This is a genomic window from Nonomuraea rosea (genome assembly GCF_039539705.1).
Taxonomy (GTDB): Bacteria; Actinomycetota; Actinomycetes; order Streptosporangiales; family Streptosporangiaceae; genus Nonomuraea; species Nonomuraea rosea.
This window is the reverse complement of the sequence record NZ_BAABDQ010000004.1, coordinates 155,663-170,121: the sequence shown is the minus strand read 5'-3', so window position 1 is coordinate 170,121 and position 14,459 is coordinate 155,663. Positions and strand designations below refer to the sequence as shown.

The 14,459-nt window shown below is 71.5% G+C and carries 17 protein-coding genes; 9 read left to right on the top strand and 8 right to left on the bottom strand.

What is annotated here, in order from left to right; genetic code table 11:
* Positions 1-13 precede the first annotated feature (13 nt).
* On the bottom strand, positions 14-484 hold the full coding sequence (locus ABEA43_RS11805) for an ATP-binding protein (protein WP_345561078.1): 471 nt from the start codon (positions 482-484) through the stop codon (positions 14-16).
* Between the two features lie 195 nt (positions 485-679).
* Between ABEA43_RS11805 and ABEA43_RS11800 the strand changes: the two genes are divergently transcribed.
* Entirely contained in the window at positions 680-850 is a 171-nt protein-coding gene (locus ABEA43_RS11800) for a hypothetical protein (protein WP_345561077.1), read from the top strand.
* A 6-nt stretch (positions 851-856) separates the two neighbouring features.
* Here ABEA43_RS11800 and ABEA43_RS11795 read toward each other — a convergent pair whose 3' ends face one another.
* Complete coding sequence (locus ABEA43_RS11795; protein ID WP_345561076.1) at positions 857-3,151, bottom strand: xanthine dehydrogenase family protein molybdopterin-binding subunit; 2,295 nt, start codon at positions 3,149-3,151, stop codon at positions 857-859.
* Positions 3,152-3,224: 73 nt separating this feature from the next.
* On the opposite strand from ABEA43_RS11795, the gene ABEA43_RS11790 reads away from it, so the two are divergent.
* Positions 3,225-3,704 (top strand): MSMEG_6728 family protein, encoded by a 480-nt coding sequence (locus tag ABEA43_RS11790; protein ID WP_345561075.1) that lies wholly within the window; start codon positions 3,225-3,227, stop codon positions 3,702-3,704.
* 12 nt (positions 3,705-3,716) lie between these two features.
* On the opposite strand, the gene ABEA43_RS11785 is transcribed toward ABEA43_RS11790, so the two are convergent.
* The 3 genes from ABEA43_RS11785 to ABEA43_RS11775 are packed head-to-tail and all read right to left on the bottom strand — an operon-like array spanning position 3,717 to position 6,882.
* On the bottom strand, positions 3,717-5,177 hold the full coding sequence (locus tag ABEA43_RS11785; RefSeq protein WP_345561074.1) for a multicopper oxidase family protein: 1,461 nt from the start codon (positions 5,175-5,177) through the stop codon (positions 3,717-3,719).
* A complete protein-coding gene (locus ABEA43_RS11780) occupies positions 5,174-5,578 on the bottom strand; it encodes a hypothetical protein (protein ID WP_345561072.1) in 405 nt (134 codons plus the stop codon). Before ABEA43_RS11780 ends, ABEA43_RS11785 begins: the two co-directional genes overlap by 4 nt.
* A complete protein-coding gene (locus ABEA43_RS11775) occupies positions 5,575-6,882 on the bottom strand; it encodes a carboxymuconolactone decarboxylase family protein (protein ID WP_345561070.1) in 1,308 nt (435 codons plus the stop codon). The genes ABEA43_RS11780 and ABEA43_RS11775 overlap by 4 nt, the downstream gene beginning before the upstream one ends.
* A 157-nt stretch (positions 6,883-7,039) precedes the next feature.
* Here ABEA43_RS11775 and ABEA43_RS11770 point away from each other — a divergent pair, with 157 nt between their 5' ends.
* The 6 genes from ABEA43_RS11770 (at position 7,040) to ABEA43_RS11745 (ending at position 12,435) form a co-directional block, all read left to right on the top strand.
* On the top strand, positions 7,040-8,545 hold the full coding sequence (locus ABEA43_RS11770) for a sensor histidine kinase (RefSeq protein WP_345561068.1): 1,506 nt from the start codon (positions 7,040-7,042) through the stop codon (positions 8,543-8,545).
* Positions 8,542-9,204, top strand: a complete 663-nt coding sequence (locus tag ABEA43_RS11765) for a response regulator (protein WP_345561067.1) — start codon at positions 8,542-8,544, stop codon at positions 9,202-9,204. The genes ABEA43_RS11770 and ABEA43_RS11765 overlap by 4 nt, the downstream gene beginning before the upstream one ends.
* Positions 9,205-9,257: 53 nt before the next feature.
* On the top strand, positions 9,258-9,857 hold the full coding sequence (locus tag ABEA43_RS11760) for a sulfite oxidase-like oxidoreductase (protein WP_345561066.1): 600 nt from the start codon (positions 9,258-9,260) through the stop codon (positions 9,855-9,857).
* Entirely contained in the window at positions 9,858-10,583 is a 726-nt protein-coding gene (locus tag ABEA43_RS11755; protein WP_345561064.1) for a ferredoxin reductase, read from the top strand.
* A 1-nt stretch (position 10,584) separates the two neighbouring features.
* Positions 10,585-10,851: a DUF6510 family protein gene (locus tag ABEA43_RS11750; RefSeq protein WP_345561062.1), complete on the top strand. Its 267-nt coding sequence runs from the start codon at positions 10,585-10,587 to the stop codon at positions 10,849-10,851.
* A 222-nt stretch (positions 10,852-11,073) separates the two neighbouring features.
* Positions 11,074-12,435 carry an LCP family protein gene (locus ABEA43_RS11745; protein WP_345561060.1) on the top strand — a complete coding sequence of 454 codons (1,362 nt, stop codon included), beginning with the start codon at positions 11,074-11,076 and terminating at the stop codon, positions 12,433-12,435.
* Positions 12,436-12,454: 19 nt separating this feature from the next.
* Here ABEA43_RS11745 and ABEA43_RS11740 read toward each other — a convergent pair whose 3' ends face one another.
* Positions 12,455-13,021, bottom strand: coding sequence for an NADPH-dependent F420 reductase (locus ABEA43_RS11740; protein WP_345561058.1), 567 nt, complete (start codon positions 13,019-13,021; stop codon positions 12,455-12,457).
* A 276-nt stretch (positions 13,022-13,297) separates the two neighbouring features.
* Entirely contained in the window at positions 13,298-13,468 is a 171-nt protein-coding gene (locus ABEA43_RS11735) for a DUF3073 domain-containing protein (protein WP_345561056.1), read from the bottom strand.
* Positions 13,469-13,554: 86 nt separating this feature from the next.
* Between ABEA43_RS11735 and ABEA43_RS11730 the strand changes: the two genes are divergently transcribed.
* On the top strand, positions 13,555-13,887 hold the full coding sequence (locus tag ABEA43_RS11730) for an ArsR/SmtB family transcription factor (protein WP_345561054.1): 333 nt from the start codon (positions 13,555-13,557) through the stop codon (positions 13,885-13,887).
* Here ABEA43_RS11730 and ABEA43_RS11725 read toward each other — a convergent pair.
* Complete coding sequence (locus ABEA43_RS11725) at positions 13,880-14,446, bottom strand: DUF3159 domain-containing protein (RefSeq protein ID WP_345561052.1); 567 nt, start codon at positions 14,444-14,446, stop codon at positions 13,880-13,882. The two genes, ABEA43_RS11730 and ABEA43_RS11725, sit on opposite strands and share 8 nt — an antisense overlap.
* Positions 14,447-14,459: the final 13 nt, after the last annotated feature.

Below are 14,459 nucleotides of genomic sequence, written 5' to 3'. Positions count from 1 at the left end.
GACTTTTCACGACTCAACTTCCGGCCCTGATCGGGACCACGTTCCCACCGGCGGCGATACCGCGCGGGATCGCGAACCAGGTGGCCTTTCCGACGAGGTCCGGGTGGGTGACGTAACGCTGGGGATGGCAGCCGTAGAAGCCGTCGGAGAGCCTGGCGATGATCCGCAGCCCCCGGCCGTGCTCGGAGCGGACGTCGTCGGGCGAGGGTTCGGGCAGGAGCGGGCTGCTGTCCACGACGACGCACATGATCTCTTTGGCGTCTATGTGGAGAACGAGTTCGTAAGGGCCGTCGCCGTACATGAGGGCATTGGTGATCAATTCGCTCACCATGAGCACGGCGTCGTCAACGACCTCCTCGGAAAGGGCGAGTGCCGACAATTCATCTCGAATGATCGCGCGGGCGTGACCGACCGTCCGTACGTCCTCGCGCAGGGGCCACACGTACTGCATCCTGCTCCGGCGAGCTGATCGCAGCCTGGTCATGGCTTCTCTTTCCTGGACGGAGGGGCAGCGGATGCGCGTTTCGCTCAACAAGAGGGACTCCCTATGGGCTGACGTACACGGCTGTCCAAACGTGTACGTACGAGAGAGCCATTCGGGTCGAATTTTCAGCGAGAAATTGCCATTCTTTTCAGCGCGCCGCGAAACGACCGGAACCGTCAGGGTACGGACACAGCCATGAGCAGTACTGATGAGAACGCACAGAAGACCGACACCACGCCGCCCGCCGAAACCGTGAGGACTCCGGCTCAGCGCGTGCCGATTCCGGACGAGCCCAAACCCGCCGGCCGGCAGGCCCTGGAGCGGGCGCTCTTCGAATCCGGCAAGGAGTTGAAAGACCTCATGTGACCGGTTTCATCCGGAGGGTCTCGTCTGAAGCAGGGACCACAGAGCGGACGGGGTCAGCGGAACGTCCGTGATCCGCTCCGAGATCTCCGGCAGAGCGGCGGCGACCGCGTTGGTGATGGCCGCAGGCGGGCCGATCGTACCGGCCTCCCCAACCCCCTTCATCCCGCCAGGAGTGTGCGGCGAGGGCGTCTGCAGCATCACGACCTGGATGTCCGGCACCTCCCGCGTGGTCGGCAGGAAGTAGTCGGTGATCGGCTGGCCGTCGTCGCTGTAGACGATCTCCTCGGTGAGCGCCATGCCGATGCTCTGGGCGACGCCGCCCTGGATCTGTCCGGTCACCACGGCCGGGTTGACCAGCACGCCGGCGTCGTTGACCACCCAGTAGCCCTCCACCTCGACCGCCCCCGTCTCGGGATCGACGGCCACGGCGGCGGCGTGCGCCCCGTACGCGAAGGTGTAGCCGGCCGGATCATAGCTGACCCGCTCCTCCAGGCCGGGCGTGACGCCCTCCGGCAGATCCCAGCCACGCCACGCCGAGGTGGCCAGCTCACGCAGCGGCACCGACGCCCGCGGGTCGCCCTTCACCCGCACCACGCCCTCGGCCAGCTCCAGGTCGGCGGGCGCGGCCTCCAGCCGGTGCGCCGCGATGGCCAGCAGCTTGGCGCGCAGCCGGGCGGCGGCCTCGGTGAGCGCACCGCCGGCGATCGTCATCGAGCGGCTCGCGATCGACCCCAGCGACGAGTACGGCGTCGCCGCCGTGTCGCCCAGCACCACCCGCACCCGCTCGATGGGCACCCCCACCCGGTCGGCCGCGAGCTGCGCCAGCGCCGTCTCGATGCCCTGCCCGATCCCCGTCACCCCCGACGACACGACCACCGAGGCGTCCTGCTCCATGCGCAGGATCGCCGTCTCGTAGCCGCCCGCCAGCATGCCCGCGTCCTTCATCTCCATCGACGGCCCCAGCCCCGTGGTCTCCACGTGGCAGGAGTAGCCGACGCCGCGCCTGCGCCCGTCGTCCCGCTCGACGGGCGTGACCAGGTCGCACAGGGTGCGCAGGGCGAGCGGGTAGTCGCCGGAGTCGTACGCCTGGTAGACCCGCGTCGTGTACGGCAGCTCCTCCGGCCGCAGCAGGTTGCGCAGCCGCAGCTCGATCCGGTCGATCCCGAGCCTGCGCGCCGCCTCGTCGATCAGCCGTTCCCTGGTCAGCGTGCCCTCGGGCTGGCCGAAGCCGCGGTAGGAGCCGATCGGCGTGGTGGTGGTGGCGACCCCGCGCACGCGGACCGCGACCCGGTCGAACCGGTAGGGACCTGGCACGAGCGTGGCCGTCACCGCGAGCGTGGACGCGCCGGTGTTCCCCGGGTGGGCGCCGAGGTCGCCGATCAGGTCCGCATATATCGCCACGAACCGCCCGTCGCCGTCGAGTGCCAGCCGGGCCCGATGCGTGGCGGCCCGCGCGGGCAGCGTGGCGATCAGCCGGTCGCCCGGCGACTCCGTCCAGCTCACCGGGCGGCCCAGGCGGATCGAGGCCAGGCAGGCCAGCGCCTCGTCCGGATAGACGTGCTCCTTGCCGCCGAACCCGCCGCCCACGTCGCGGGTGACGACGCGGACGCGGTCGTGGACGAAGCCGAACGCGTCCGCCAGGTGCTCGCGCACGTGGTGGGGAGCCTGGGAGGAGATGTGCACGGTCAGCTCGTCGTCGGCGTACGAGGCCACCACGGCGCGCGGCTCCAACGGGTACGGCGAGATCCTGGCCATCCTGAACGTCATCTCGACGACGTGCTCCGCCCCCTCGATCGCGGCCGCGCAGTCGGCGTCGCCGAGGGTGAAGTCGGTGACCACGTTCGTGCCCCAGTCCGGGTAGAGCAGCGGGGCATCGTCACGCATCGCCCGCTCCGCGCCGATCACCGCGGGCAGCTCGTCCAGCTCCAGGTCGACGAGGTCGGCGGCGTCCCTGGCGGCCTCTGGCGTGCGGGCGACGACGACGGCCAGCGGCTGGCCCGCATACCTGATCGCGTCGTCCAGCACCCGGTAGGACGTGATTTGCTGGCCTGGCGCCACGCTGACGCAGGGCAGGAACAGGTCGGCGGCGTCTGCCGGAGTGATCACGTCCAGCACGCCTTCGACCGCCCAGGCCGCCTTGGCGTCGCAGCCGAGCAGCCGGCCGTGCGCGATGGGGCTGCGCACCACGTACGCGTGCGCCATGCCCGGCAGCCGGACGCCGGCGGCGTACCTGCTCCGGCCGGTCAGCAGCCTGGCGTCTTCCCTTCGGGGCGTGCTCTTGCCGACATACGCGTCTCCCATGGCCCGATTGTGCGCGTCGGCGACCGGCCGGTCTATACGATCCGCGAGGAAGAGCACGTCAGCGGGGGTACTGATGCAAACGTTCCTGCCATATCCGGACTTCGCCGCCACGGCCGCGGTCCTCGATCCGCTGCGGCTGGGCAAGCAGCGGGTGGAGGCCCTGCAGATCCTGCGCGCCCTGACCGTCCCGGGGTACGGCTGGCGCCACCACCCCGTCGTGAAGATGTGGGCCGGATACGAGGAGGCGCTCGTCCGCTACGGCCTGGAGGTGTGCGGGCACTGGTGCGCGGCGGGCCGCCCGGACACCTGCGCGGCCACGATGACCGGCGAGCTGGCCACTCACTGCGGGACGGAGAAGGTACGCCCCCAGGTCGAGCTGGCCGTGGCCGGGGAGCTGCCGCCCTGGCTCGGCGACGAGGCGCTGCACCTCAGCCACCGCTCGGCGCTGCTGCGCAAGGACCCCGGCTTCTACCGGCCCGTGTTCGGCGACGAGCCCGACGACCTGGACTACGTCTGGCCGGGGTCGGGCCGCCCTCCCGCCTGTATGCCGTGAGGCTCTGGGATTTCACACGACCTCGAAGCCGGCCATCATCGCCATGTCCTCGTGTTCGAGGTTGTGGCAGTGCAGGACGTAACGGCCCCGGTAGTCGGTGAACCGCGTGACGATCTCGACGGTCTGCGCGTCACGCAGCTCGACCGTGTCCTTCCACTCGGGCGGCCCGTCCGGGCGCTCGCCGTTCACCGAGAGCACCTGGAAGGCGTCGAGGTGCAGGTGGACCGGGTGGGCGACGTCGCTGGTCAGCCGCCAGACCTCGATGTCACCGAGCTTCGGCCTGGCCTCCATCCGCTTGGGGTCGAACGGCCTGCCGTTGATCAGCCAGCCGACGCCTCCGTGCATGCTGCCGCTGCTGAAGTCGAAGTCTCGCGTCACCGTCGCCTTGGCGGGGTCGAGCGCCTCGACGACGGCCAGCCGGGGCGGCACCGCCGAGTCGTCGGCCTCGTCCCGATCCACCACGAAACGCAGCACCTTGCCCTGCGCGCCCTCCCCCGCCAGGTTCCGCAGCTCGACGTGCTGGCCCAGCTTGTACGCGGCGAAGTCGACGATCACCTCGGCCCGCTCGCCTGGAGCCAGCCTGACCTGCTTGACCGTGCGCGGCGCGGCCAGCAGCCCGCCGTCGGAGCCGATCCGCACCATCGGGCCGCCGGTCGTCAGCTCGTACACGCGGGCGTTGGAGGCGTTGCACAGCCGCAGCCGGTAGCGGGCCCTGGCCACCCGCAGCTCCGGCCACGGCGCCCCGTTCACCAGGATCACGTCGCCGAGCACGCCTCCCATGTAGGCCTCCCGCACCCCCGGCCGGTTCTCGAGTCCCGGATAGAGCATCGTGCCGTCGGCCGCGAACGAGCGGTCGCAGATCAGCAGCGGCACGTCGCGCTCCCCGTCCGGCAGCGGCAGCGCCCGCTCCGGCTCGTCGCGCACCAGGAACATCCCGGCCAGCCCGCGCCACACCTGCGGCCCCGTGTAGTCCATGCGGTGATCGTGGTACCAGAGCGTGGCGGCCCGCTGCTCCATCGGGAACACGTATTCACGCGCCGCCCCGGGCGCAACCAGGTCGGTGGGGTAGCCGTCGGACTCGGGCGGCGTGTGCCCGCCGTGCAGGTGCAGCACCGTCGGCTCGCCGAGCTGGTTGATCAGCTTCACCACGGTACGCCGCCCGCGCTCGGCCTGGATCGTCGGCCCCGGGAACGTGCCCCCGTACCCCCAGATCGGGGTACGCAGTCCGGGCAGCACCTCCGCCTCCGCCGCCCGCTCGGTCAGCTCGTAGAAGTCGACGCCGCCTGCGCTGCGGACGGGTTTCGCCACTTCGGGGACCGGCAACGGCACCGCGAACTGCCGGGGCAGCGGGGCCGCGCTGGTCAGGAGCTGCGGCTGCGGGGTGCCGGCGAGCAGCGAGCAGCCCTGGGCACCGGCCGCCGCCACCGCCCCCAGGCCCAGCAGCCGCAGCGCGTCGCGCCTGGTCGGCATCATGCCGTCGCCGGGCGGGCCATGACCCTGCCGAGCTGCATGACCCCGCCGCCGAACAGCAGGACGCCGAGCGGCAGGTGCAGGACCTTGAGCCCCGCGACCCCCAGGACCGCCGCCACCACCGTGAGCACCAGGATGGAGGCGGCCGGGGCGATGAACGAGGCCCGCCCGCCGCCGGGCCGCCAGACCAGGATGGCGGCGACGAGATGGACGAGCCCGATGATCGCCAGCGCGATGCCGGAGGTCGTGTGCAGGGCCCGGCCGCCGGACGAGGAGAGCAGCAGGCCCGCCGTCACCGCCTGGAACAGCAGCGCGGCCACATGCAGCACCACCACGGCCTTGAGCAGCCGCAGGGGCCAGGCGGTCTGCACGGGCGGGGCGGTCAGGGTGTGCTGTGCGGTCATGATCGCTCTCCTGTGATCGTTTCAACACTCGGGTCTTCACCGCGCCGCGCCGCCCTGGTCGGGGCATCGGCACGTTCGGGGACCGCGGTCGGAGCTTCGCCACGCCGTGCCGCCGTGGTCGGGGCATCGGCACGTTCCTGGGCCGTGATGAGGGCTTCGACGCGCTTCGTGGCCGTGATGGCGCCGAACGCGCAGAGCCGTACCAGGTCCTCGTCGGTTTTGGAGCCGCGCCAAGCGGCCACGTCGGCGTCCGTCACGCGGTACGGCGCGAGCGCGGTCAGCAGCGCGAGCCTGGCGCCTGGCCGCTCATCGGCGGGCAGCGCGGCCAGCGGGCCGTCCAGCCAGGCGGTGTCCATCGGCAGCGGCGAGCCGTCCCATGCCTCGACCACACCGACCACGACCGCGCGAGCGTCACCGCCACCGTCACGGGCACCACCAGCGAGCAGTTCGCCGCCGGCCGTGGCCGCCACCTCCAAGGCGGCGTAGGCGGCGCCCACCGGGGTGCCCGCCGCCCAGTCCGGCTCCGGCCCCGCGGGCAGGTCCGCCACCAGCGCCAGGCTTGTCCCCACCCGCAGCCGCCTGCGCACCGCTCGCGACATCACCCGCCCGCCCACGCTCCTGACCAGCCGCGACCGCTGCAGGCCGGCGGGCATCAGGTTGTCGGTGAGCAGCGCGGAGGCCATCCGGTTGATGAAGTGGAAGGCCAGCGCGGTGCCGATGTACTCGTGCGCGTGCTCCACCGGATACGGCCCCGCAGGAGCACCACCGACCGGCCCCGCATCCTGGCCGCCCGCTTGGCGAGCATCCTGAGCACCTGCGTGCCGCGCGTCCTGACCGCCCACATCCCAGGCGTCCTGGCTGACCGGGTGCCATGTGCCCTCGCTGGGGGCCTTTGCCCAGGTCAGGAGGGCGGCATGGGTGGGGTCTGCGGGAGTGTCGCCGCGGGCGACGGTCTCCGCGAGCCGGTGGTCGCCGGTCGCGTGCAGCAGCGTCGTGTGCGCGGCCACGCAGAACGGGCACTGGTTCGCCATCGACACCCCGAGCGCCACGACCTCCTTGTCCGTCCGCGGCGCGCTCCCGGCCAGCAGCGACTCCCTGAGCATGGCCCAGGTCGCGGCCTGCACCTCGGGCGACGGCGACAGTGTCAGGAAGACCGCCATGCGCGCCATTCCGAAGTCCTCGGCGAGCTGCCCGTAGACCCGGGCGGTCCGCCCGGTCGCGTTCTGCGGCTCCACCGGCGTGACGTAACGGAAGGGACCGGCCATCACCGGCCCCCGTTCAGGATCGTCTCCATAGCCGGACATCGTGGTATCCGACCCGGCCCCAGGTCATCGGCCCCGGGGAGACTGTTGCGCCTACCACCCCGGCGGGCGGCACAGACCGGACTACTTCGCCGGAAGTAGCGAGAAGATACGCCCTGGCGCTGAGGAGTATGTCCTGACCAGGCTTTAGTGTGCAGGAATGAGCATTATGCACGGATGGCGACCGCTCGCCATGGACGGTGCGCTCGCCGCGGTGCTGGCCGCCATGCTCGTGGCCACCGTGCTGGTCACCCCGGGCGCGGGCCCCCTGGATCTGGCGGCCGTGCTGGTCGGCTCGCTGGCGCTCGTCGCGTGGCGCCGGGCTCCCTTGGCAGCCCTGCTGGTCACGGCGGCCTGCATGCTCTTCTACTCCGTGCACGCCCATCCGGGACCGCCGGCGGCCTTCCCCGTGCTGGTGACCGTGTTCAGCGCGGTCCGTGCCGGGCACCGGCTGGTGACGGCGCTGGTGAGCGCGGTGTTCCTGAGCGTCAGCCTGGCCGCCGACCTCGCCACCCCCGGCGGGCACAACCCCCAGGACATCGTCCAGAGCACGTCGCTGCTGCTCGGCTGGTTCTTGGCCGCCGGGGTGACGGCGACGGTGACCCGGCATCGGCAGGCGTACCTGGAGCAGGCGGAGCAGCGTGCCACCGAGGCCGAGCGCACCCGTGAGGAGGCCGCGCTCCGCCGGGCGGGCGAGGAGCGGCTGCGGATCGCCAGGGAGCTGCACGACTCGCTCACACACAGCATCTCGATCATCAAGGTCCAGGCGGGGGTGGCCGTCCACCTGGCGCGCAAGCGGGGTGAGGACGTGCCCGCGGCGCTGCTGGCCATCCAGGAGGCCAGCGGGGACGCCATGCGCGAGCTGCGTGCCACGCTGGAGGTGCTGCGCAACCCGGAGACGGACCCCGAATCCGACACAGAGTCTGGCTCAGGTCCCGGATCCGCCGACGGCTCCGGATCCGCCGACGGCTCCGGATCAGGCGACGGCTCCGGATCAGGCGACGGCTCCGGATCAGGCGACGGCTCCGGATCAGGCGACGGCCCCGGACCAGGAGCAGGCGGCGGATCGGAGCCCGGCTCTCGCTCCGTCGGCCGTTCAAGCACCCGCTCAGGCACCCGCTCAGGTCCCAGCAACGGCTCCAGCGGCGGCGAAGGCTCTGGGGCAGACGCCACCCTGTCGTCCGGCCCAGGGCTCGGGCCCGGCGCCGGACTGACGCCCGGCTCCGGCTCAGGCTCCGGGGGCCGGGCCGGCGGTGGGTCGCAGGACAGCCGGCTGGATCGGCTCGACGAGCTGGTACGGCGGGCGCGCTCGACCGGCCTGCCGGCCACCGTGACCATCTCCGGTGTACGGCAGGCGCTGCCCGCCGAAGTGGACCGGGCCGCGTACCGGATCGTGCAGGAGGCGCTCACCAACGTCTCCAGGCACGCGGGCGGGGCCGCCGCCGCGGTGCGCATCGAGTACGGTGGCGCCGAGCTGGTCATACAGGTGGACGACGACGGCCTGGCCAGCGCGGACGCGCCACCGGTGCCCGGCGTGGGCCTGGTCGGCATGCGGGAGCGCGTCACGGCGCTCGGCGGCCGGCTGCGCGCGGAGCCCCGTCCCGAGGGAGGCTTCACCGTACGCGCGGAGCTTCCGCTCGGCCGGTCATTGGAGGAACGATCGTGATCCGTGTCCTGCTCGTGGACGACCAGGCACTCATCCGCGGCGGGTTCCGCGCGCTGCTGGAGGCCGAGGACGACATCGAGGTGGTGGCCGAGGCCCCCGACGGTGAGCGGGCCGTCGCCCTCGCGCTGGAGCACCTGCCGGACGTGGTGCTCATGGACGTCCAGATGCCCGTGATGGACGGCATCGAGGCGACCAGGCGGATCGCCGCCGACGAGCGGCTGAGCGGGGTCCACGTGGTGATCCTCACCAACTACGGCCTCGACGAGTACGTCTTCAACGCGCTCAGGTCGGGCGCCGGCGGCTTCCTGGTCAAGGACACCGAGCCCGCCGACCTGCTGCAGGGCGTCAGGGTGGCGGCCCGCGGCGACGCGCTGCTGTCCCCCGCCATCACCCGCCGCCTGATCGGCGAGTACGTCGCCCGCCGCCCCGAGTCCGAGCCCGCCAGGCTGGACGTGCTCACCAACCGCGAACGCGAGGTGACCGCCCTGGTCGCCCGCGGCCTGTCCAACGACGAGATCGCCGCGCACATGGTGATCAGCCCGACCACCGCCAAGACGCACGTCAGCAGGGCCATGACCAAGCTGCACGCCCGCGACCGCGCCCAGCTCGTGGTCTTCGCCTACGAGTCGGGGCTGGTCTCGCCACGGGCGCGTCGCTGACCGGCCAGGAGGCGGTTCATGGTGGAATGACACGTGAATCACTGGGAGGGCTCGTGAGCATCATTTCGCGCGGCTTCCGCGGCAGGCGGAGAGCGGACGGCGACCGGCTGCCACCCGGCCAGTACCTGGTCGAGGACTTCCCGGTGCTGTCGGCGGGGCCGACGCCGCGGGTGCCGCAGGACCGGTGGGAGTTCGCCATCGACACCGAGGCGGAGCAGACGCATCGCTGGTCGTGGGCGGACTTCATGGCGCTGCCCCGGACGACGCCCACGGTGGACATCCACTGCGTCACCAAGTGGTCGAAGCTGGACACCACGTGGGAGGGCGTCTCGCTGGACGTGTTCTTCGACGACGTCGAGACCTCCGCCGACTACGCGCTGGTCCACTCCTACGGCGGCTACACCACGAACCTGCCGCTGGAGGACCTGCTCGACGGCAAGGCGTGGATCGTGCACCGCTTCGACGGCGAGGAGCTGCGGCCTCAGCACGGCGGCCCCGCGCGGCTGATCGTGCCGCACCTGTACTTCTGGAAGTCCGCGAAGTGGGTGCGCGGCATCCGGCTGCTGAACGACGACTGGCCGGGCTTCTGGGAGACCGCCGGTTACCACAACTACGGCGACCCGTGGCGCGAGCAGCGCTATGAGGGCGACTAGGTGCGCCGGCTGACCTGGCGGGTGGCCGAGGTCGTCCAGATCGAAGGGGAGACCGCCACGGCGCGCACGCTGGGCTTCCAGGTGCCCGGCTGGCCCGGCCACCTGGCGGGGCAGCATCTCGACGTGCGGCTGACGGCCGAGGACGGCTACAGCGCGCAGCGCAGCTACTCGATGGCCGCGCCCGCCGACGGCGACTACGTCGAGCTGACCGTGGAGCTCGTGCCCGACGGTGAGGTCTCTCCGTACCTGATCGATGAGCTGCGGGTCGGCGACCAGATCGAGGTGCGCGGGCCGGTCGGCGGCTGGTTCGTCTGGCGGCCGGCGAGCAAGGCGCCGGTGCTGCTGGTCGCCGGCGGGTCGGGGATCGTGCCGCTGATGGCCATGATCAGGGAGCGCAGGCAGGCGGGCAGCCGGGTGCCGTTCCGGCTGGTCTACTCGCTGCGCGACCAGGACTCCCGCTATTACGCGGAGGAGCTGCGGCGGCCCGACCCCGGGCTGGACATCAGCTACCTCTACACCAGGTCCGCGCCGCCCGGCGTGCGCCGTCCCCTGGGCCGCATCACGCTCGGCGACCTGGCGGAGGGCGGCTGGCCCGCGGACTTCGAGCCCGACTGCTACGTGTGCGGGCCGACGGGGTTCGTGGAGGCGGCGGCCGACCTGCTGCTCGCGCTCGGCCACGCTCCCGAGCGCATCAGAACCGAACGTTTCGGCCCGACCGGAGGCTGACATGACCGCAGAACACCTGGACGGCAACGCCCTGGCCGGGCCGCTCGGCGAGATCTTCGCCGTGGACGTCACCGCCGCCACCGGCCGCTGCGCGAGCTGCGGGCTGACAGGCCCCGTCGGCGCGCTGCGCGTCTACGGCCCGGAGCCCGGCCTGGTGGCCCGCTGCCCGGGGTGCGACGAGGTGGTGCTCAGGCTCGTACGCGGCCCGGGCGCCGCCTGGCTCGACCTCCGCGGCACGGTCTCACTCCGCGTGGACCTGCCCGACTGATCCTGTCCGGCAATGGTTTCGCCCCGGGTGGGCGCGCCCGGCTGAGCCTCCGTGGGACGGGTTCGCTCCGCATGAGCGTGCCCGACTGAGTACACTCGGGCACGTTCAACCGGCCGAGATCTGTACGGCGAGGCTCTTTGCCATGGACGGCGACCCTCGGCCCCGTCCATCTGGAGTCACGTGAGCAGCGGGCTTGTCGACGCGCCGTCATCCGGGCCGAGCGTGCCAGCACGACGTCGTCGTCCCTGGCTGCGCTGGGTCGTGGCGGTCACGGTAACCGTCGTCCTCCTGGTCGCCGGCGTCGCCGTGGGCGTCTACGCCAAGCTGACCGGCAACGTCGAGCACGAGGACGTCACCGCGGAGGACCTCGGCGCCACCCGGCCGCCCAAGGTCGCGGGCACGGCCATGAACATCCTGGTCGTCGGCTCCGACCAGCGCAACGGCAAGAACGCCAAGTACGGCCGCGTCGCGGGCGAGCGCACCGACACGATCATGCTGGTCCACGTGTCGTCCAAGCGCGACAACGCGATGGTCGTCAGCTTCCCGCGCGACTCCCTGGTGCAGCTCCCGGCCTGCCGCGCCACCGGCGCCTTCCCCGGGCAGCGGCCACACCTCGGCATGATCAACGAGTCGTTCAACTCCGGTGGCATCGCCTGCACCTGGAAGACCGTCGAGGGGCTCACCCGCATCCATATCGACCACTTCGTGAAGGTCGACTTCACCGGCTTCAAGAGCATGGTGGACGCCGTCGGCGGCGTGGAGGTCTGCCTGCCCGAGCGGGTGGACGACAAGAAGGCGCTGCTGCACCTGCCCGCGGGGCGGCAGACGCTCGACGGCGAGCAGGCGCTCGGCTACGTGCGCGCCCGCTACAGCCTGGGCGACGGCTCGGACATCGGGCGCATCCAGCGGCAGCAGATGTTCATCGCCTCCATGGTCAAGAAGGCCATGAGTGGCGAGACGCTCACCAACCCGGCCAAGATGTTCGCCCTGCTCGACGCCGGCACCAAGGCGGTGACCACCGACCCGGACCTGTCGGTGGGCGTCATGAAGGACCTGGCGACCGGCCTGCAGGGCCTGAACGCCGGGCAGATCCGCTTCATCACCACCCCGTGGCACTATTCGCTGACCCAGCCGGGCCGGGTCGAGTGGGTGCAGCCGCAGGCGGGCAAGCTGTTCCAGATCGTGGCCAGGGACCAGAGCGTCCAGGGCGTCAAGGGCGGCCAGGCCAAGGTGGGCCGGTCGAAGATCCAGATCGAGCTGCGCAACGGCACCTGGCGCAGCGGGCTGGGCACCCAGGTGGCCGCCTTCCTGGAGCAGCGCGGCTACCACATCACGAAGATCGGGGACTCGGCGCGCAAGCCACTGGCGCAGACCACGATCATGTACGGCCCCAACGGCGAGACCCGCGTGCCCACGCTCTCCGCCGACCTGCTCAAGGCGGCGCCCAAGAGCGTTCCCGCCGCGCGGACGAACCGGCTGGTGCTCGTGATCGGCGACGACTGGACGGGGCTGAAGCCGCTGCGCGCGGACGACACCGAGGCGATCAAGGGCTTCGACGCCACCCACGACTCCTGCGCCGCCTGAGCCGGCCGTTCGCAGAAGGTCAGAGGGATTCTGAGAGGCCGCCGCCGTCGATGGCGGTGAACCCGGCGTCCTCGATGAGCGGCACCACGGCCTTCTTGGCCTCGTCGTCGTCGCCCCAGTAGGGCATGTCGGCCCGCGGCCCGCCGCGCTGTCCCGCGGTGCCGAGCTCCAGCAGCTCGTTGGGGTACTTGGTGTTGAACGTGCGCACCAGCCGGACGTCCGCGCCCAGCACCCGCTGCTGGTACTGCGGGCTGGTCAGCCCGCCGGGCACGGCCACCACCACGGCGGCGCCGTCCCGTTCGCCGATCGGGTTGCTCGGATCGACGACGATCCTGCCCGTGAGCGATTCGCCGAGCTCCGCCACCACCAGGGGGAACGCCTCCCACCCCACCGCCAGGACGACGACCTCGCCGAACCGCGCGGCCTCGATCGGCGACCCGCCGCGGGCCTGCCCGTCGGCCGCCTTCGCCGCGGCCTCGGCGCGTCCGAGGTCGGCGTCGCTGAAGAGCACGTCGTGTCCGGCCACCGCGAGCAGGCGTCCGAGTGGCGCACCGAGCCTTCCTGAACCCACGATTGCTACGCGCATGTCCTGATCACCTCGTCACGGGGATCTGCCCAGCACCGCCGGTGACATTCCTCGCTGGAGAGACCTTTGCCAGGCGATGAGCCCGGACAGGGCGGCCATGTGCTGGAGACCGGGCTGGACGTCGTCCGCCTGCCCGGCGTCCCCGCGACGGCGAGACCCGCCTCGACAAGCTGGTCAAGGGGGTGCTGCACCGCCTGGAGCTCACGGCGCCGGATCAGGCGCCGGAGGCCAGGCGGCTGGAGAACGTCACCCTCACGTCCGCGTAGCCGGCCCGCGTCATTGCCCGCGCTCGGACTCCTGCTCGGACGGCGTAGGCGGGTAGATCTCCTTTGGCCTCCCGTCCGCGCCCAGCTCCTCACGGAGCCGGTCGTAGTCGATGTTGTGGTTGGTGTACTTCAGCTGGCGAGCGACCTTCGTCTGCTTCGCCTTGGCTCTTCCTCGGCCCATGGCTACTCCCTAGTCCCCGCTGTCATGCTATCCAACAACGTTACGACTTGAAGAATTATGCAACTGCACTGGATTAGTCTTGCAATATGCACGTGGAGGTCTATCAGGCCAAGGCCGACTTCTTCCGAACTCTCGGCCACCCCGCTCGCATCAGAGTGCTGGAGCTACTTCAGGAAGGGCCGCTGCCCGTCAGGGATCTTCTGGCCCAGATCGACATCGAGCCGTCGAGCCTCTCCCAGCAGCTCGCGGTTCTGCGCAGGGCGGGGATCGTGAGCGCGCTCCGCGAGGGCAGCACCGTCGTCTACACGCTGGCCACTCCCGAGCTGGCCGACCTGCTCGGGGCCGCCCGCCGCATCCTCACCGACATGCTCGCCGACCAGGGAGAGCTCCTGGCGGAGCTCCGAGCCGAGATCACTTAGCGGGACGGGCCGCGAGGCGGCGGCGAACGTACGAGGGATACCAGGCCGTGAAGACGGCGGGCACGGCGAACGTGAGCACCTTGACGGCGATGACCAGCGTCGTCGCGTGGGGCGAGACCTGGAGCACGAGCGTCAGCGAGACGGCGGCGACGGTGAAGGCCACCGCCCAGACCGCGGTGATGATCGCGTTGACCCGGTAGAACTGCGGGGTCCGCCAGACCTCCTCCGGCGCCATCGTGCGCGCGATGCCCAGCGTGAACGGCTTGCGGATGGCCAGCGAGCCCCAGGCCGTGCCCGCCAGCCAGACGTTGACCAGCGCGGGCCCGTACGGAGTGAGCGGTGAGTGCGGGGCCACGAGCGAGAGCACCGTGAGACAGGCGAAGAACACCGCGGCGCTCGCCTCGATCACCATCTGGTCCCACTGCTTGCCCGCCCTGCGGTCGACGACGACCAGGGCCAGGGCGATGACCAGCCCGGAGATGGCGCCCCAGCGCCACTCGTCGCCGGTGGCGATGACGGCGTAGACGATCCAGGGCAGGAAGCCCAGCAGGCCGCGCATGTCGTGTTTCCCT

Coding starts and splice junctions, on each gene's coding strand:
- ABEA43_RS11730 (WP_345561054.1), top strand. CDS start 13,555: ATGCACGTGGAGGTCTATCAGGCCAAGGCCGACTTCTTCCGAACTCTC.
- ABEA43_RS11770 (WP_345561068.1), top strand. CDS start 7,040: ATGAGCATTATGCACGGATGGCGACCGCTCGCCATGGACGGTGCGCTC.
- ABEA43_RS11740 (WP_345561058.1), bottom strand. CDS start 13,021: ATGCGCGTAGCAATCGTGGGTTCAGGAAGGCTCGGTGCGCCACTCGGA.
- ABEA43_RS11790 (WP_345561075.1), top strand. CDS start 3,225: ATGCAAACGTTCCTGCCATATCCGGACTTCGCCGCCACGGCCGCGGTC.
- ABEA43_RS11750 (WP_345561062.1), top strand. CDS start 10,585: ATGACCGCAGAACACCTGGACGGCAACGCCCTGGCCGGGCCGCTCGGC.
- ABEA43_RS11785 (WP_345561074.1), bottom strand. CDS start 5,177: ATGATGCCGACCAGGCGCGACGCGCTGCGGCTGCTGGGCCTGGGGGCG.
- ABEA43_RS11725 (WP_345561052.1), bottom strand. CDS start 14,446: ATGCGCGGCCTGCTGGGCTTCCTGCCCTGGATCGTCTACGCCGTCATC.
- ABEA43_RS11800 (WP_345561077.1), top strand. CDS start 680: ATGAGCAGTACTGATGAGAACGCACAGAAGACCGACACCACGCCGCCC.
- ABEA43_RS11780 (WP_345561072.1), bottom strand. CDS start 5,578: ATGACCGCACAGCACACCCTGACCGCCCCGCCCGTGCAGACCGCCTGG.
- ABEA43_RS11795 (WP_345561076.1), bottom strand. CDS start 3,151: ATGGGAGACGCGTATGTCGGCAAGAGCACGCCCCGAAGGGAAGACGCC.
- ABEA43_RS11805 (WP_345561078.1), bottom strand. CDS start 484: ATGACCAGGCTGCGATCAGCTCGCCGGAGCAGGATGCAGTACGTGTGG.
- ABEA43_RS11735 (WP_345561056.1), bottom strand. CDS start 13,468: ATGGGCCGAGGAAGAGCCAAGGCGAAGCAGACGAAGGTCGCTCGCCAG.
- ABEA43_RS11775 (WP_345561070.1), bottom strand. CDS start 6,882: ATGTCCGGCTATGGAGACGATCCTGAACGGGGGCCGGTGATGGCCGGT.